15 protein-coding genes and 5 pseudogenes are annotated in these 17,251 nt (G+C 32.7%); 6 read left to right on the top strand and 14 right to left on the bottom strand.

Going from position 1 to position 17,251, the window contains the following annotated elements; translation table 11 throughout:
* Both ACFWDE_RS18210 and ACFWDE_RS18215 read right to left on the bottom strand, forming a co-directional pair.
* Entirely contained in the window at positions 1-531 is a 531-nt protein-coding gene (locus ACFWDE_RS18210) for a DUF4352 domain-containing protein (protein WP_377893750.1), read from the bottom strand.
* A 243-nt stretch (positions 532-774) separates the two neighbouring features.
* Entirely contained in the window at positions 775-1,212 is a 438-nt protein-coding gene (locus ACFWDE_RS18215) for a GNAT family N-acetyltransferase (protein ID WP_377893752.1), read from the bottom strand.
* 118 nt (positions 1,213-1,330) lie between these two features.
* On the opposite strand from ACFWDE_RS18215, the gene mtnN reads away from it, so the two are divergent.
* Positions 1,331-2,023: a 5'-methylthioadenosine/S-adenosylhomocysteine nucleosidase gene (gene mtnN / locus ACFWDE_RS18220; protein ID WP_377893753.1), complete on the top strand. Its 693-nt coding sequence runs from the start codon at positions 1,331-1,333 to the stop codon at positions 2,021-2,023.
* Between the two features lie 181 nt (positions 2,024-2,204).
* Here mtnN and ACFWDE_RS18225 read toward each other — a convergent pair whose 3' ends face one another.
* The 8 genes and pseudogenes from ACFWDE_RS18225 to ACFWDE_RS18255 form a co-directional block, all read right to left on the bottom strand.
* Positions 2,205-2,912, bottom strand: coding sequence for an IS6-like element ISBwe3 family transposase (locus ACFWDE_RS18225; RefSeq protein WP_377893755.1), 708 nt, complete (start codon positions 2,910-2,912; stop codon positions 2,205-2,207).
* 47 nt (positions 2,913-2,959) lie between these two features.
* Complete coding sequence (locus tag ACFWDE_RS18230; protein WP_377893757.1) at positions 2,960-3,454, bottom strand: MerR family transcriptional regulator; 495 nt, start codon at positions 3,452-3,454, stop codon at positions 2,960-2,962.
* A gap of 348 nt (positions 3,455-3,802) precedes the next feature.
* Positions 3,803-4,066 carry a DUF3937 family protein gene (locus tag ACFWDE_RS18235; protein WP_377893758.1) on the bottom strand — a complete coding sequence of 88 codons (264 nt, stop codon included), beginning with the start codon at positions 4,064-4,066 and terminating at the stop codon, positions 3,803-3,805.
* Between the two features lie 117 nt (positions 4,067-4,183).
* Positions 4,184-4,267, bottom strand: a pseudogene (locus ACFWDE_RS30565) (DUF3967 domain-containing protein); the annotation flags it as partial.
* A 464-nt stretch (positions 4,268-4,731) separates the two neighbouring features.
* Positions 4,732-5,505, bottom strand: a complete 774-nt coding sequence (locus ACFWDE_RS18240) for a collagen-like protein (RefSeq protein WP_377893760.1) — start codon at positions 5,503-5,505, stop codon at positions 4,732-4,734.
* Positions 5,506-6,178: 673 nt separating this feature from the next.
* Entirely contained in the window at positions 6,179-6,355 is a 177-nt protein-coding gene (locus ACFWDE_RS18245; protein ID WP_377893763.1) for a D-alanyl-D-alanine carboxypeptidase, read from the bottom strand.
* A gap of 183 nt (positions 6,356-6,538) precedes the next feature.
* Positions 6,539-7,192 (bottom strand): serine hydrolase, encoded by a 654-nt coding sequence (locus tag ACFWDE_RS18250; RefSeq protein ID WP_377893766.1) that lies wholly within the window; start codon positions 7,190-7,192, stop codon positions 6,539-6,541.
* A 138-nt stretch (positions 7,193-7,330) separates the two neighbouring features.
* Positions 7,331-7,996 carry a Type 1 glutamine amidotransferase-like domain-containing protein gene (locus tag ACFWDE_RS18255; RefSeq protein WP_377893768.1) on the bottom strand — a complete coding sequence of 222 codons (666 nt, stop codon included), beginning with the start codon at positions 7,994-7,996 and terminating at the stop codon, positions 7,331-7,333.
* Between the two features lie 543 nt (positions 7,997-8,539).
* Here ACFWDE_RS18255 and ACFWDE_RS18260 point away from each other — a divergent pair.
* The 3 genes and pseudogenes from ACFWDE_RS18260 to ACFWDE_RS18270 all read left to right on the top strand — a co-directional run.
* The gene (locus ACFWDE_RS18260; protein WP_377893771.1) at positions 8,540-8,818 is read left to right on the top strand and encodes a hypothetical protein; all 279 of its coding nucleotides are present in this window, start codon (positions 8,540-8,542) and stop codon (positions 8,816-8,818) included.
* A 171-nt stretch (positions 8,819-8,989) separates the two neighbouring features.
* Positions 8,990-9,181 (top strand): annotated as a pseudogene (locus ACFWDE_RS18265) (toprim domain-containing protein); the annotation flags it as partial.
* A gap of 149 nt (positions 9,182-9,330) precedes the next feature.
* Positions 9,331-9,450 (top strand): annotated as a pseudogene (locus ACFWDE_RS18270) (VOC family protein); the annotation flags it as partial.
* A 157-nt stretch (positions 9,451-9,607) separates the two neighbouring features.
* Here ACFWDE_RS18270 and ACFWDE_RS18275 read toward each other — a convergent pair.
* Positions 9,608-10,957: an FAD-binding oxidoreductase gene (locus tag ACFWDE_RS18275; RefSeq protein WP_377893774.1), complete on the bottom strand. Its 1,350-nt coding sequence runs from the start codon at positions 10,955-10,957 to the stop codon at positions 9,608-9,610.
* A gap of 1,133 nt (positions 10,958-12,090) precedes the next feature.
* On the opposite strand from ACFWDE_RS18275, the gene ACFWDE_RS18280 reads away from it, so the two are divergent.
* Positions 12,091-12,786 carry a CsxC family protein gene (locus ACFWDE_RS18280; protein WP_377893776.1) on the top strand — a complete coding sequence of 232 codons (696 nt, stop codon included), beginning with the start codon at positions 12,091-12,093 and terminating at the stop codon, positions 12,784-12,786.
* Between the two features lie 188 nt (positions 12,787-12,974).
* On the opposite strand, the pseudogene ACFWDE_RS18285 reads toward ACFWDE_RS18280, so the two are convergent.
* Positions 12,975-13,103 (bottom strand): annotated as a pseudogene (locus tag ACFWDE_RS18285) (DDE-type integrase/transposase/recombinase); the annotation flags it as partial.
* A gap of 274 nt (positions 13,104-13,377) precedes the next feature.
* Positions 13,378-13,944, bottom strand: coding sequence for a hypothetical protein (locus tag ACFWDE_RS18290; protein ID WP_377893778.1), 567 nt, complete (start codon positions 13,942-13,944; stop codon positions 13,378-13,380).
* A 401-nt stretch (positions 13,945-14,345) separates the two neighbouring features.
* Between ACFWDE_RS18290 and ACFWDE_RS30570 the strand changes: the two are divergent.
* A pseudogene (locus tag ACFWDE_RS30570) lies at positions 14,346-14,585 on the top strand (hypothetical protein); the annotation flags it as partial.
* Positions 14,586-15,054: 469 nt separating this feature from the next.
* Here ACFWDE_RS30570 and ACFWDE_RS18295 read toward each other — a convergent pair.
* Positions 15,055-16,269, bottom strand: coding sequence for a replication initiation protein (locus ACFWDE_RS18295; protein ID WP_377893780.1), 1,215 nt, complete (start codon positions 16,267-16,269; stop codon positions 15,055-15,057).
* Positions 16,270-17,251: the final 982 nt, after the last annotated feature.

Here is a 17,251-nt window from a genome sequence, read left to right on the forward strand (position 1 = left end):
TTATTTACCAGGTGTGAATTCGAACTTCACAGATTTATCGTCCAACGTAAAGTTTGGTTTATATGTACCTGTATATTTATCTGATTCAGATACATCAAAGTACATTTTCCCTGTAATTTGATTACCTGGACCAACATTTTCATTCATAAATGCATTATCTGCGCCGAAATATTCTTTGAATTGGTTACCACCAGCATCAGCGATCTTCAATTCTTCTGTTCCAATATAAGCATCTTTCTTCCCGTTGTTTTTAGCAGATAAAGCAATTTCTAACACTTTTCCTTTTTCAGCTTTTGAATATTCATTAGGTTCAACGAATTGAGCTGAATTGAAAGTTAGTTGTAGGCCATTAATTTCTACTGTATCCCCGATTTTATAAACTTTGTTTTCAGTAGATGCTTTTTTGTCCTTTTTTTCCTCTTGTTTAGGAGCATTGTCTTTACTTACTTCTTTAACTTCTGTTTCACCACATGCAGCTAAACTAAAAGCAAGTGCTCCAGTTAAAGCAATTGTACCCATTTTTTTATACATTTCTTTTCCTACAGTTATGTAATATGTAAGATTTCCGAACTTATCTTATCAGACAATCAATCATAATATTGTCATATTTTGTCGAATGAAAATAAAAAAAGAGAGCCGTAGCCCTCATCTTTCAAAATTTTCTATATGGGGTCACCATACATGCCCATCAACTTAAGAATTTTCACTACCCCTAAGTACAAAAAAACGTTATTCTTTCTAAACACTCTAAGAAAAAATACCTATATATAAAATTTAATTAATTGGTATATACTTCTTGAAACCCTTACTTATAGTTACATTGTATCCATTTTTAGTGAAGAGTTTATGTACTTTTAATCTAATTATACTACTTAATAAGATAATTCTTGTGGATCCCCTTGCAATTGATATCTGTTCTACATGTTTCAATAACTTTTCACCTATCCCATTACCTCGAAAATCTTCATTTACAATCACATACTCTAGAACAGTATACGGTCTAAATTGATATCCAGGATCAAGGCAAAACGTCATAAATATACTTCCTTTGACGTTACCAGTTTCCTCATAGACAAACAAGAAATTATTAGAATCATTCCTTATCTGCTCAATTCTTTCTGGTAAAACCTTAATGTTTTTGCTATGTTGTGCTAATTTTTTATATAGATTTTCAATTACATTACTGTCCTTTGGTTCAGCTTCACGAATCATATAATTACCTATCTTTTGCATTTAATATATCGATGACTTAAATTATTTTAACATTACGATTAAATTATATATTAAAACAAGACTTTTTTGGTATAATTTAGGTGAGGAGAGGATAAAAATGAAAAGAATTGGAATAATTGCAGCTTGGCAACCTGAACTGAATTATTTACACGAAGAATACCCGAGTAGAAAAGTTCGTAAAATTGCCGCATGGGAATTCCATTATCATAGTATTAACAATTTAGAGATTATATCTGTTATAAGTGGTGTTGGAAAAACAAACTGTTCTAGTTGTACACAATTACTTATATCAGAGTTTCATCCTGATGAAATATATATGACAGGAATTTGTGGAAGTTTGTCAGATAGCATAAAGGGTGGCGAAATTGTCATTGCAAGACAAATGCTCCAACATGACGTTACGAATGCTGGAAAAGGCGATGATGTGTGGGACCTGTATACTGGTAGAACATCGATTATTGATGGCGATAATTCTATATTTAGTGATTTTCTTAATTTTGCTATCAATACCAGTGAACATAAAATCAACAACGGGATGGTTATATCGGGAGATCAGCGTATTAGAGAAGATGTTTTGAGATTATCATTAAGTAGTACTCATAATGCTATTGCTGTTGACCAAGAGATAGCATCTTTTTCATACGTTTCTTATGTTAATAAAATACCATTCCTATGTGTGAAGTCTGTATCCGACCAAGCAGATAATAAAACTATTGAAGACCAAAAAAGGTTTAAGCTTTTGGCATGTGAAAATTCATGTAAATTATTAATTGAATTTCTATTGAGATAGAATTCGATAAGATGATTGTTTGTTCAACTAACGGGTGCGTTATTTGTGAGAAATGTTTCTAACTAAAATTGAGAATGGTGAGCTTCTCTTGGAACTGAGGGATTACTTTTATAAAAAGGGTTCTGGTGCAAAGATAAAATAAAAGAGAATATAGCGCATATATTTCGAGCAGAATTGTATTTTATGCTGTTAGCCCAAACAATTGATGGATGAATTCTTTCTGATTTTGAACAGACTGATCCCGTAAATCAATCTGTTCTTTTTTAATCATATGCATAGCTTCTACTCCTGCAAGAATGGATGTAGCTGTGCCAAAAGACTTGAACCCTAACATAGAACGCACACGTTTCTTAATAAAACGATGATCTTGTTCCACTATATTATTGAGATATCTAACTTGTCTTAGCTTGATGCCTTCAGGCATATGTTTTTCTTCTTTCAACGCTTGAATTGCTACAGGGTAGGCAGGGTTCTTATCTACTGTTATCACGCGAGGTTTAGAAACGTACGAAAAAGCAAGGGCTTTCTTGAAAAAGCACTTGGCGGCTTGTTTATCTCTTGATTTACTTAGATGAAAATCAATGGTATTCCCTTTTGAATCAACGGCACGATATAAATACATCCATTGCCCTTTTACTTTAATATAGGTTTCATCGACTCTCCATGAATCATTGGTTGATTTTAGATGATGTCGTACTTTCTCTTCTAATTGAGGTCCATATTGATGAACCCAGCGCATAATCGTTGTGTGAGCAATTGATAATCCTCTTTCCTCCATCATTTCCACCAGGTTACGAAAGCTCAAATTGTACCGTAGGTACCACCTTACTGTTAATAAGATTAGTTCAGGATGATAATGCTTCCATTTGAACAAATTCTCCTTTTCCATACTGATCACACACCTTTTGTAGAGTAGTAATATCAGTATGTCCAAGTTTAAGAGATTTTTTGCACCAGAACCCGCGCTTCTAATCGTTTTTCCACTCGTTCATTATGTTGCTCTATACTAGCTTTGATCTCCTCATTGCTTTGCTTTTCCTGCTCACTTAATCGCTTCTCCATCGCTAACATACCTTGATTCATTTCTTGTGCCATAACGCTGTACTGTTGTTGGAGTTGCTGTTGGATATGGAATGGGATTAAATCGGTTTCGTGGGGTGCCTCTGTCTCCGCATTTGGATTGGCGATTTCTAAACGCTGCGCAATCATCTTCGCTGCCTTTTCTAACGTCATACCGTCATGCTTACTGAGTTCAATTAACTTATCAATTACCATAACGTCATGCTCTGTGTATTGGCGTCTACCACGATTATCTTTCTTTACTGCGAATCCCTCTCGCTGCAATACTTCCATGTACTTTCTAAGGGTGCTATCACTTATTCCTAGTCGTTTGTATACTTCACTAGCGGAATAAACAATCTCGTCCGTCATAGCGTCACAACACCTCCATAGTGAGAGTATTCAATGGTAGGTGTAAAATTCCTGCAAAGAAAAAAGCCCTACAAGTGTAGGACTAAATAGCTTTAGCAATTTCAACTAACAATCTCATAAACAACGGAATCATTTGAACTACTATATAACCAATCCCAGCTCTTGAAATTAACGAAAATCCGCGCTCCTGGCTGCCAACCATAATGAACAAGCCACCGCATAACGCTACAACGGATGCAATTGCACTGATGCTTAAGTCATTCCCTAAAATAAAAAGTCTCTTATTCTGCTTTTACAGCAAGACTCTCCACGAAATTGCTAATTGAAGAAAATTGAAAAAAGACGCATTTAGATTGATGCGTCTTTTGGCGATGTCTCTTTTGTGAAATCATATAAAGCTATTGCACCTAAAATAACAAGTATGCTTTCAGGAACATCTATCAAAATAGTTTTCCAAATCTCTGGTATTACCCATTTAATATCTGCTGCTGATTCAAGATATGTTTGAAAATAACCGATTGTAAAATCAATTACAGATAAACATACAAATAATGTTAGACAAAATCGAATTAATTTCCTATTTTTAAACATGTAACACCTCTCAAAATTCATTGGATATTCCTACTTGTGGTTCATTATATATAAAAATCCCTATATTTAATTTTAACATACAAAAAACCCAAATAAATACAATATGTATATTTACATATTCTATTGACACCTTGTAGATTTAATATAAGGATGTAAATTACTAGCGGATATTCCTAGCCTTTTGTATACTTCACTAGCAGAATAAACAATCTCGTCCGTCATAGCGTCACAACACCTCCATAGTGAGAGTATTCAATGGTAGGTGTAAAATTCCTGCAAAGAAAAAAGCCCTACAAGGGGTCCCGCCAACCAAATGACATAAAACCCACGTTAAAACATTTTTTCGAAGTAGAAACCTTAATTTTCGTACGCTAAGGATTGTAACAAAAACGTTCATTTAAGTTACAACATTGGTTTCAAGAAGCGTTAGCTGTTATTTAGCCAATTTAGCTGTAACAAAATAGTGTATCAAAAATAATTCGTAACATTATTTGCCACGCCCTTTTTTGTTACGCTAGAAACCTTGATATAAAGGGATTTCTTTTCCTTAGCGTGAGTTTTATGTTAGTACGTTGTCTGTACCCCAATAGATAATAGTTTATAAATAAAAAAGAGAAAGATTTGTATAATCCTTCTCTTTTTTTATACTAAAAACCTCATCAAAAAACTGCAAATACATCAATGCATTAAAAATTCTGTGCACATGAAGTACAAGGTCCACCAGTAGGTTGGAATACAACATTATCAACAAAAGCTGTTGCTCCTTCCCCACCTGTAGCAATATTTTGGAAAGCAACACATGCTGTAGTCACACCAGCAGGTATACACACAACAAGAGTATAATGTTGGAAACTAGATTGCGGTTGATTCGAAGCTGGGACAATATTCGGAATATTTGACGGGCCAAGAGTTGCAGGGAGAGGAGGACATCCATGTCCAAGTTCTGGGAAAGATACAGAAGCTATAAGAAATGCACCATCCCTTATATCCGCAGCAAAAGAAAACGTAAAACAACAACCTTCGCCAACATCAACCGATTGATTAATACTTCCACCTGGTTCAATTGACGCAGCTAAGATACTAAGTGTCCCATTTGAAAGAATACGACCACTATGGGCGTTTGGAAAACCTACTTCTGAAACATTTCCATTTTGAATCCAACCTGGAACTGCATCACCTGTTACACCTGGCACGTCAAAACCAGGGTTATCAAGAATATTAGTACATGGACAACATGCTACCGCTGTTGGACCCGTTGGTCCTGTTACTCCTGTTGGACCCGTTGGTCCCGTTGGTCCTGTTGGTCCTGTTGGACCCGTTGGTCCCGTTGGTCCTGTTGGTCCTGTTGGACCCGTTGGTCCTGTTGGTCCTGTTGGACCCGTTGGTCCAATTTCAGGTATAGGTACAGGGGGAAGAAAACATTCACACGGAATATGAAATTTCTTATTAAATTTACTCATTTATACACCAACCTTATCTTTCACCCACTTACACCTTATAGCTTATGAATCCGCAAACGTACAAGTATAAGAAAAAAACCTATAAAAATTAAAATAAATATTAACAGCAAGTCCTTATATCACAACTATAAATCCATTTCATAATGTATAAAGAACATGAATTCACTCCAAATGGCTTTCAATATATAAAAGGGGGCTCGCCTCCTGAAGTTTAAGATTCACGTTAGGTATAGCTGTCTGAATTAATCTAAGTAAAATCGTTAATGATCCAAATAAATACAAGTATTATTGCCGTTCCTGTTGCTCCTGTTGGACCTGTGGTAAAAATGAATGGTGAAATAGAAGCTCTTTGTCAGACCAATTAGACTTGGTTCAACAGGAGCTCAAACTAAAACAATATTTTCTTCATTCATACATTCACCTCCTATGACTACTTTTCATAAGAAGTGAATGTATTTTTCTTAAACCGTCCCAATGTAAACTTTTAAATATTAGTTTACTTTCATTTCCTTGATTTTATTGACTCCATTTCAATTCACCCATTCCCTCCAAAATCAATAATAAAAGTATACATTCAAAACACAATAAACAAAGAGGTTAGAGCATTATGGACAAAAAAGAAAAAAGCTAAATCCATGCTAACTTTTTTTACATAATTCTCATTATTGGTAGTTTAATTTACATTGTTTACCTGTTTTTTGATTTCATTTTTACCAATTTGATAACCTGAAACTGCCCCTAATATCAATAAGTAAAAAACACTCCATTCAAATTTACCTGTAACAAAATTAAATACTAAACTACATACAAATGCCCCAATAATAAATAAAAATAATTGATTAAATTTCATCATTAACGCTCCCTTTTAATTAACAAATCAAGAACATAAGTATATTCTCGATAAAAGTAAGGAAACCCTTTTATATAACGTGTTTTTACCAAGTTAACATAACACCACTTATCGGTATTCATTATATCTAGAAAAGTCCCTTCAGAAGATCTGAAGGGACTTTTCTAGATATAATCTGTATTATTAGTAATTACTCACTATTATTCTTCCTATTTTTTGTAGAATCTCTTCAAGGTGATACCATTCAGCATTTGTATCAGTAGTTTCAATTAGACCTATTACAATAATCTTTCTATCTTCAAATTCGAAATATCCTATATCATTACAGACCCCATCGAGACCACCAGTCATATGATACCAATTATAATATTTATTTAACTTAAAACCATCTTCATCATTTTGTTGTTCTAAGCTCTTTATAATTAAATGTTTAGAAATACTGTCCAAAAGTTCTCCTTCTAATAAAAGTGACAAAATTTTATGTATTCCATTAGGAGTACCCAAGTTATTGGCTATGTCTTTATTATCATTATCAACTTTTATTTCTATATTTAACTCTACAAGTCGGCGGTTTATTTCTTCACTTGATATTTCTTCCAATAATCTTTTATAAGAACTACCACAATGCTTACTAATGACATTAAAAATGTTTTCTCTTTTTATATTGATATTTTTAGCTAAAGCGAAAATGGCTGTGATTAATTTTGAAACACTAGCTAATGGAAACCAGTCATTTTCATTTATCACTATTTGCTCTTTTGTTTTGGTATCTAGTAAATAAAAGCCTAATTTAACATTTGACGGCACTAACTTTGTGATCTCACTCTTTAAAATCATTGCTCTCTCCTATTCCAACTCCTATTTTTTACGCATTACTTAGATTCAATATATTTTTTAGTTCACATAAAATTCGTTATCAGAAGTTATTTGAGGATTCGTTTTTTTATTTCCTCTTCAACTCTAGTACCCGTTAGCCTAAGAAGGAGTGGATATGTTTGAATATTTGTACACTTGACTATAATGTTTTTTATTTCTCTTACTAAAATTAAAAACATTATGAATAGGTGTGACTACTTCTTCATTCCAAAATATTGCACTACCATTCGGAATGGCGTATATATCCCTGCTGTCTGATAAAAGGAATAATTCCTCGTCAATACTTCCATCATAGTGAACTTCTACACTAAACTCTACTAAATCTAAACCCTTTATTACTTGTGTTTCAGGATAATCTTCATCTTTTGTTATGATACAATCTTTACAAAAAACTAAAGCACCAGCACTAACACCTACCATTAATCCCGAAAATTCTTTGACAGCTTGTATTAATTCTTTTTCCGTTAAACTTTCCATTAACTTTTCTGGTCTACCGCCAGTAAAATAAAGAATATCATGTTCTCTGATTTCTTTTTGCATTTCTTGATTCGTGAGTCGATAGTTGAGAAGTTTAATATGCTCCATCCCTATATCCTCAAATGATTTTTTTGTAGAGTTAAACCATCTATCAAGTTTTGAATCCTCCGTTGCAAAAGGAATTATTAAAACTTTATTTCCTACTTCAACGTGATTTAATAAATAATTCATTACATCATCAAGTTCCCCAGCTAAAGGATTTCCTCCCCCAATAAAACAAAGTCTCATTAGTATTCTCCTTATTATGTATTTTTACATATTGTACCATTTTGAAACAGGATCTCGCCACATTCCCATCAAACTAAATTTTTGAAGTATCCCCAAAAACAAAATTTTCTCTCTACAGTTACTTATGTAAATTTAGCTCATTTTTTCGTTTTGGGGTTGATTTATTTTCTTAGCTTGATGGGCATGGGGTAGCGTCAGGAAAATGCGGATTTACAACGCTACCCCTAATAGATATAGAAATTGAGCGGAGTTCTTTTCTGATTCACCTCCGCAATGACATAAATAAAAAGAACAGGCACATATTTAGCGGAGTTTTTACTCGTTCATCTCCGTAATGACATAAATGAAAAGAACGATGATTAAATTTAATGCAATAAAGTTTAAAGGCAACCATATTGGTTGCCTTTTTTTGTTGAAGGGGAAAATCACTATGACTAAAAAATTGAAGTTGTACATTTAAATAAAAAGTACTTTGAAGAAAATAGTCATTTCAAAAATATGTTGGATGAAAACAACGTTTCAAAACAGGTGAAGAGACCTTATGTGTATGTGAAGGTAAGGGTAGAAGACAAAGATTTTTTATTACCATTAAGATCAAATTTAAATCATCCTAATGGTTTTCACGCACCTTCTAGTAAATCAGCTAATGCAGGAATCGATTATTCACATGCATTGATACTTCCTAATCGATCTTATATTAAAAATCAATCGCACTTAGATAGAGAACAATATAATTTCATTAAAGATAATTATGAAACCATAAAAAGTGGATTTGGTTCCTATTTAAAGGATTATATTCGTCAAGAAAAGAAAGGAATCTAATGGAATAAATGAAATAGTGTGCTTTAAAAGGGCGACATAACGATATGTTGCTTTAGAGATTTGATGTGTAAATGTACACAATTACACAAGTTCACAATGTTTTCGGGAGTAGCATAATCCATGCTGCTCCTTTTTGTATACAAAATTTTAAAGTGAGAGGAAGTTAAAAACATGTCCGTATTAATCCTAGCAGAGAAGCCAAATCAAGCGAAAGCGTATGCTGAAGCATTCCCGAAAGTTGAAAAGAAAGATGGTCATTTTTATGTTCCACCATGTTCTTTATTACCAAGTGGAGGAAATATTACTTGGGCTTATGGTCATCTAGTAGAATTGAAATCCCCTCAAGATTATAAAAAGGAATGGTAAAGGAATTCTTCACACAAATCATTTTCGTTCCTTACGTTGCTGTATTTTAGTGATTTGATAGCTTTTAAATTCTGTTATGACGAAGAAGTAAGATCTATATTAATCAAAAAAATTGATTAATTGAATTTAAAAGGGTGGAATTAGCAATGAAGTATGTTCATGTAGGTATAAATGTTACTGATTTAGAGAAGTCTATTGAGTTTTATGAAAAGGTATTTGGTGTATCACCAGTTAAAGTGAAAATGAATTATGCAAAATTTTTAATATAAATCTCGGGAATTTCATATACGTTTGCTTTTACGCCAATAAGAATGTAAACTTTCTTATGTGAAAAATGCACCTCAATTGTTAGAGGGTATCAACGATTGAGGTGCATTTCAAAATCTAGGGAGTTTAGTTTGTTTTGTAAAACAAATAAACTATTTAACAAGATGAAGATGGTGGTATGCTTTGAGGGAAACGAAATAAGTTTTCAGGGTCATACTTCGCTTTTACTTTTCGAAGTTTTTCAAAGTTTGATCCATAATATGCTTTTCCGAAATCTTCAATATTTTGATCCGGAACATTCACATAAGAACCTGTTACATATGGTCGTATCAGTTGGCGTACCCTTTCAACTGATGCCAGATTTGAAGCCTCTTCTGATTTGTTTTTCCAACTAGCAGTCCATTCCGTATAAAACAATGGACTTCGCCAAAAGAAAGCTGTTTTACTGCTAGGTACTTTACTTATAGCACCACCCCAATTTATAAAAAAGAAATTGGCTTCTGTCCCAGTAGCTTCTTCTAAAAATTTTCTCATTATCGAAATAGGTTCTTCTGACCAAAGATCAAGTGCCCAAGCCGAAGAAAACTTAACACTCTGATCAGATCTACCAGGTATTGGTTCATCTGGATCTAAAAAGTCTATAGCATCCGGATAAGGTAAAGTTTCTATAACTATTTGTGTTGGGGTTCCAATACTAGTTAAAGGTTCTAATAATTCGATTGCTTCATCTTTTGAACCTAAGAAAATACCTTCAGCATGACATAATCCATTTACTTTGCTATAAATCTCGAGTAAGCATCCTAATCGTGAATCTACAAACGGCGCCCATTCTTGCCAAGCTCTAAACACCGATTCAAATTGTTCCCACGGCCAAATGATATTGAAGACGGTTGCTGTTTTAGGGGCACGACGAACTTTAAAAGTGTATTCAGTATTATATCCAAAATTACCACCTCCACCACCTCTCGAAGCCCATAGTAAATCTTCGTTGTTACAATGATCCGCTTGAAGAATTTCGCCTTTCGCATCTACCATTTCCAATGCAAGAAGGTTATCACTTATAAGACCAATCGATCGTGAAAGTACTCCAAATCCGCCACCCATCGTAATTCCTCCGATTCCAACCGTTGGGCTATCTCCAAAAGGAGCCATAAAACCTTCACGAGCTAATCCTTTTACTAATGGGCCAACGTGAATTCCTGTTTGAACGGTTGCAATCGCATTTTTTTTATCTAAAGAAACGTTATTCATGTCACTCACATCAATAACAAGTCCCCCATTTACTACTGAAAGGTTCTTATCTAGAGCATGTCGACCACTTCTGACACGTAAGGGAACTTTATTCTCACGAGCCCATTTAATAGCAATACTTACATCGCCTGAATCTTGTGCAAAAACAAAGACGAGAGGAAAGACATCAACATAAGGATTCCAATTTTTAACTGCTTCTAAATAACCTGGATCTCCTTTGAAGATTACTCGTCCTGTTAACTGTGTTGACCCCATATATTCCACTCCCTATAAAAAGTAAATTATGGATCTTATTTAGCAACGGTACCAAATTACGTAATTAAACCAGATATCAAACATAATGGAAATAACTCAAATCGTACGGATTTTTCAATCATATCTCAGGAGTAATTTTCATTTTTAGAATATTCTCTAAGTAATACTAGCGGACATCAGAGATGTAAAGATTAGTAATTTATGCCCTAATTACTTAAAAAATTTCATTGCTACAGCCTCTATTATTTATATATGAGTAAAGAGTTAATATTATTAACGGAATTGTTGAAGCCCTTATTGGTGTAGAATGTTTTTTACAAATTTAAGGGCAAGAAACCACTATAGATTAGGGGAGTATCGTCAGAAAAATATACGAACTTACAATGTGATATAGATAAGTACATTTTGGATGTACTTACAGTGCTAACACATGGACAGAATAGACATAAATTATCGCTGATATGTCGCTTTAAAAAACAGACTTAATCAGGTAGATAATACTAATATGAAATGCTCATAAAATCATTCGTGATATCAAGAATATGTTAGGATCCTTTATTTAGTGATAGATATCATTGTGTCTATTAAGAGATTGGGAACTTGTTTTATTTTGTGCGGAATTAAATCGTCCTCTGATTCCTTATTTATCAAAGAGTGCACGCTTTGTATCGGTGATTCTTGTTTCTGTCTTCGTATCACTGCTACGGAAGCTACCATATCAAGGTTTACTCCAGCTTCTTTTCTAACTTGGATCAAATCTCTAAATGTTAACGCATCTATATCAGTAAAAATCCTTGTATTGTTTTCATTTTTCCGAAAAACATACCCTGCTTTTTCAAGGGATTGGCGTACTTCCTAACTGTACTTTCAGCACTTCCAAATGTTTTAGCAATATCATGACTTTTTAATTTCCTAGGGATTCTCTCTAATAATTCAATGTGAAATATCCGACGCTTATGTAGGAATGACTGATAAAGTACCAACTCGTGAAAATTCTTAATGAGAAAGTCAAAAAAATCTACAAAAAATTTAAAACCTATTATACAAGCTTATACATCAATACAAAAAATGAATATATTTACATAGAAAAGTTTTAAAAATATAAAGTAATTTCAAAAAGGAGATTAGATAATATGAGCGAACAATGTCCAATTAATGTACCTTGTCAAACAGCGGGACAAACTCAAATACCACTAAGTGATGAGACTGCAACACCAATTCTTACTCCAGGAGCACCGATTGTAAAAATCCCAGTTGTATTAGCTGAAAGAACAATTCAAATTGTTGTAGAAACCGATATTACATTAGCACCTGCAGCAACTGAAATTAAACGTGTCCTAAAAAACGTATTTTTAACACAATGTAAGTTAGTTCCTGTAGCGTTTACTCCAGTAGCAGGTACAGTTTACCGCCGAGTTACAAGAGCAAAATTATTTGTACAAGGGTTTATTCGTAAAAATATTGAATATGCAGGTGATGGATGTAATTCAGTGCTATTTGATCGCATTGCAAATGTTCCATTCTCTGGTTTTGCAGATTTAACAGAGGGTGATTTTTTAACACTACCTCTAATAGCAGCTTCCTCAGACACAACATCTCACTTTATTAATCCACAAAACGGTGATTTACCACGTTTAGACAAATACTTCTTCGAAAATGCAGTTGTTTATAACGAACAACCATATTGCGAATTAGTCAGCGCTAACTTCTTTGAATTAGATTTTTCCCCTTGTCCAACAGAATTAAACGAAACATTTGATACACTTCGTGAAAAAATTGTACTAGATCTTACTTTAAAAGTTTTACAAGTACAACAAGTACAAATATAAAACAAAGAAGCACTCATTTTGAGTGCTTCTTTGTTTTATAAATTTGTAACTAAGAAAGCTTCTTATTTTTCAAACCCAACCTACTTAAAAGAACACCAATGCCCGTTGGTGTTCTTAAAAGGAAACTATAAATATAAATGGGTGAGTGATACCCATTTATATTATATGTTTGGCCAATATTTATTGTGCTAAAAATTAAATAGCATCATATGCATAGCTTCAACACCACTTAATATAGAGGGTGCTGTTTTAAATGATTTGAATTCTAACATAGAACGCACACGTTTTTTAATAAAACGATGATCTTGTTCTACAATGTAACTATAAGTAAGGGGTTCAAGAAGTATATACCAATTAATTAAGTTTTATATATAAGTATTTTTGCCCATCTCCCGAAAAGAGGAAATAAGAAAAAAGAACGTTTTTTGTACTTAGCGGTAGTAAAAATTCTTAAGTTGATGGGAGGGTATTGAATCCATTAAAAATGCTTTTTCAGCAGATAATAAGTTATGTTAGAAAGAACAGTAATTGCAGAGTTAGTCATTTGTAATGAGCTAAATTCATATTCAAGATAAGAGAATATGAATTACTCTACGTACTCATTTTTATAGAAACTTTTACAGCATCTTTCTCTATAAAATTGAAAGCAATGGGACATTTGTATACTTGAAATTTCTTTGGATTTTCAAAGTTAGCTTCACGTGTAAAAACATTACCGAGTATTTTTTCTTCGATGATGCTAAATTGATACTCCTCTTTAATATCTTTTGATTCTATAAGGCCTTGAAAGGGAACGTCATTTTGGATCTTATGGTTTGGAATTACCTTGTTATAAGCTACTGCTGTATAGGTAACAGTCTTACGGATAAATCCCGAAATAGTGACTACTTCTGAACACACCTTTTCAATCGTAGTAAATATCTGTCTATCAACTTTGATGGTTCCTTTTTTTGCAGGAGGAACTAACTGGATTTTATGCTCTACAAATTGTCTAAAGCACAATGTTTTTAATTTTGGGGGTTTTGGTGGTTTTTTCGTTTTTGGAGTTTCAGGAAAGTATGAAGATATTCTTGTTACTTCAGGAAGACCTGATAAATTAATATGTGGGAAATAAGGCGTGCTTATTATAATGAAATTTTTCTTGTAATGTAAAGTCATATACGTTTCCTCACCTTTCCAATGGAATATAGTGTAAAGTATGTCTTCTTCAACATATATGCTTCTTTTTGACGAGGAATTTTTCAAAATGAGCTCATGTCATATATTGATATGATTTTTCAGTAATTAAAATATTTTTTTGTGTCTGTGGGCTATATTTATAAAAAGTACGTCATCAAACGAGAATTTTGTCAATAAATTGTGTACAAATTCAATGTTCAATTAATCCTTGATTTTTATTTTTTGAAAGCTGTCCTAGTAAAACTTTTAGTCTTTAGCGTACAATTTCCCCAGAATCATATAATAATCCCATCGTTATCAAGTTAATTAAAAAAATGCCTCCCTAAAATAAAAAATACGCTATTCTTCCTGTAGAACCAGAGGAAAGGATGGCGTTTTGTATCTCTATTTCCGTATGTGATGAATTACAATTACTTGTTCAAGAAATTCAAAACTGCTTGTTTTCAAATTTCTTACGAGATTTTGCTAGAGTTGTTGGTTTTGTACACTAGATTCAACTGCATTTCAATTCCCCGATGTATTTTCACCTGTTTATCCAGGTGTAGGTGGATGTAGCTATACAGCGGAGAAAATTCAGTTTGGGTATGATTCTATTAAGTGGACAGTTCCTACATATTTATAGGGATTCAGTTGACACTCCCACCCCTAAAGGGGCAAGCTGACTAACGTCAGTGGGATTCTTGCTACCAAAGGCGAAGTCCATTTCTGGTATCGCTGACGTGCAAGGTTACGGTGTGCCATCACCACTCTCACGACAGACCGTATAGGTTCGTGAGCTACGGTACTATAACCATACCGTACAGATCGTTGCGTGTTCATATGTTTTAGCGTCTTGTTCTTGACGACACATATCATTTTACCGATAGCGTGAATTCAGCTATCGAACTCCATATGATATCTTGTTTTCAAGGAACACATAGGCGTTTTAAAGACTTGTGCTTGTCTATCGTTCAAGTATAACCAAAACACAACTGTTTTTCTATGAAAAAGCGATACTTTCATCCCATGCCTAAAGGCGGACTAAAGTCCGATATGGGCTTTCCCACATCGCGAAATCTGTAAACAACATGATCCAAATTTATTTTAAATCTAGTATCTTTTCTTTCTTCTATTCTTTTTAATGTATTCATAAATTTTATCCATGACAAACGTTTCGTGTTCTATCCAAATGGCTTCAGCTTCTTCTAATGTAACTACTCTCACTAGTTTCTCAATTGCTGTATCTTTAACTAAAAATGTAGCTACAGCACCTGTAGATGTTGAATATGTACTGATAACTAAATCTATAATGTTATCAATCTCTAATACTCTATTATTATGAGACTTATTCTCAATTTGACTACTTTGGGTTGATATTTCTTTATTAGGCAGTTCTTTTAATCGGGAATTTAGAGTGAATTCTACATAACCTATTGGAGAATCAATATTTGAACGAAATCGTATATCCTCAATTATTTCTAATACAATTTCTTTATGAGCTTCCCATTTTTTTAACACTTTAGGAAACACTTTTTCTTTACAGCGTTCTTCAAAATTTTTAATTTTTTGTTCAAATGTATTGGGCTGTTGAAATTTATCTAAATTTTTTTCAAAATGAACTAAATTGTTATCTTTCTTTTTTTGGCCACGGATAATAAATTTAATTTTTTGTACTTTCCTGCCTAATTTAATTTCTTCAAATTCAAAAGAAATATCTGTTTTTTGGTCCAATTCTTTTTGAGAAGGTTTTAATACACGTTGCTTAAAATTTGCATAGTTAGGGTATATATCCATTGCATCTAAGTAATACCTTAAATTTTCTAGACTAATTGTACGTTCCTTTAAATCTTCATATTGTTTAAGTAGTTCATAAATACGTATAGCGTATGTACTTTTCAATTTAATAACATTAGCTAATCTATAGCTTGTAAACTTGCTACTTAATTCTAATAGAAATGGCTTTAATAACGGATCAAAACGCATATCAATTGTTCCTTTATTTCTGTTGTAAATTGCTGAAGAAAGCCAAGATACCTGTATCAGCTCTTCCCCCGTCCGAATTTCAATTACTTTTGATAATAAATCCTTTGTAATTTTACTTAACTCCGAATATTTAGTAGATCCATTTAGACCAAGTAGATCATGAAAATGTTTGATGGGGAATGTGTAAGTTTTAAAATCCCGATCATTGGGTTCAATATTACTAGCCAAACAAAGTAATATTTTTTGTTCTACTAAATTTAAACGTGAATTTGCTTCAATTAAAGTATTTGATTTTGAAACAATATTATTTTCTTTAATCTGCAAATCTTGATTTTCAGACATACCTACATACGTCCCTTCTTTCTTACCTCTACTGTTCTGTTAACTATAACAAATATATTCCCTTTGTTATAGTTAATTTTCCATCAATTCAGAAAATTTAATCCTCACTATTATTGTTGAGAAGCCCTTTATTTTATATAAAATTATTCTGAAAATCATTTAAATAGTGAAAAATTTTCGGGAATATTTAGAGTGGTAAAGTATATAAATAAATTTGTTATCTTTAGAGCCATTGTTGTTATGGTTAAAACTAAATTTGTTATCTTTAGAACCACTGTTGTTATGGTTAAAACTAAATTTGTTACCTTTAGAACCATTGTTGTTATGGTTAAAACTAAATTTGTTATCTTTAGAATTATTTTTGCTAGAGTTCAGTAACCAAATTTGTTACCTTTAGAACTATTTTTGCTAGAGTTAAGCAACCAAATTTGTTACCTTTAAAACCATGTTTGTTATGATTAAAACCATGTTTGTTACCTTTAAAACCATCTTTGTTAGAGTTAAGCAACCAAACTTGTTATCTTTAAAACCATTTTTGTTGTAGTTAAAACCAAATTTGTTATCTTTAGAACCACTTTTGTTATAATTAAGAGTTATAATCCCTTATATATCAAGACATTTCATGCTCTTAAAACATATAAACATATAAAACATATAAAACAATTAACATATAAAACAAGCAAAACATAAAGTGTTGGATGCATATATTTATTATCATTTTTCAAATGAAATTCCCACGTCATAAAACCAAATTTGTTATCTTTAGTTTAAATAGACATGTAAACATCAATTAATTACCAAAGCCTTTGGAAATATTTAAGTATAAATTAAGGCATATACCCGATTAAAAAATCATACCCTAAAAAAAGCCCCAAAAAAGGGCCTAATGAGTTTCATTAGAAAGGAATGTTTTCTATATAATATATGCTTGTTGCAATAGAATGTGAGAAAATACATAAAAGTTTCATTTGATAGAGAATTG

It is taken from the genome of Bacillus sp. NPDC060175, assembly GCF_042728695.1.
Taxonomy (GTDB): Bacteria; Bacillota; Bacilli; order Bacillales; family Bacillaceae_G; genus Bacillus_A.

Coding starts and splice junctions, on each gene's coding strand:
- ACFWDE_RS18210 (WP_377893750.1), bottom strand. CDS start 531: ATGTATAAAAAAATGGGTACAATTGCTTTAACTGGAGCACTTGCTTTT.
- ACFWDE_RS18215 (WP_377893752.1), bottom strand. CDS start 1,212: ATGATTCGTGAAGCTGAACCAAAGGACAGTAATGTAATTGAAAATCTA.
- mtnN (WP_377893753.1), top strand. CDS start 1,331: ATGAAAAGAATTGGAATAATTGCAGCTTGGCAACCTGAACTGAATTAT.
- ACFWDE_RS18225 (WP_377893755.1), bottom strand. CDS start 2,912: ATGGAAAAGGAGAATTTGTTCAAATGGAAGCATTATCATCCTGAACTA.
- ACFWDE_RS18230 (WP_377893757.1), bottom strand. CDS start 3,454: ATGACGGACGAGATTGTTTATTCCGCTAGTGAAGTATACAAACGACTA.
- ACFWDE_RS18235 (WP_377893758.1), bottom strand. CDS start 4,066: ATGAATTTTGAGAGGTGTTACATGTTTAAAAATAGGAAATTAATTCGA.
- ACFWDE_RS18240 (WP_377893760.1), bottom strand. CDS start 5,505: ATGAGTAAATTTAATAAGAAATTTCATATTCCGTGTGAATGTTTTCTT.
- ACFWDE_RS18245 (WP_377893763.1), bottom strand. CDS start 6,355: ATGAAATTTAATCAATTATTTTTATTTATTATTGGGGCATTTGTATGT.
- ACFWDE_RS18250 (WP_377893766.1), bottom strand. CDS start 7,192: ATGATTTTAAAGAGTGAGATCACAAAGTTAGTGCCGTCAAATGTTAAA.
- ACFWDE_RS18255 (WP_377893768.1), bottom strand. CDS start 7,996: ATGAGACTTTGTTTTATTGGGGGAGGAAATCCTTTAGCTGGGGAACTT.
- ACFWDE_RS18275 (WP_377893774.1), bottom strand. CDS start 10,957: ATGGGGTCAACACAGTTAACAGGACGAGTAATCTTCAAAGGAGATCCA.
- ACFWDE_RS18280 (WP_377893776.1), top strand. CDS start 12,091: ATGAGCGAACAATGTCCAATTAATGTACCTTGTCAAACAGCGGGACAA.
- ACFWDE_RS18290 (WP_377893778.1), bottom strand. CDS start 13,944: ATGACTTTACATTACAAGAAAAATTTCATTATAATAAGCACGCCTTAT.
- ACFWDE_RS18295 (WP_377893780.1), bottom strand. CDS start 16,269: ATGTCTGAAAATCAAGATTTGCAGATTAAAGAAAATAATATTGTTTCA.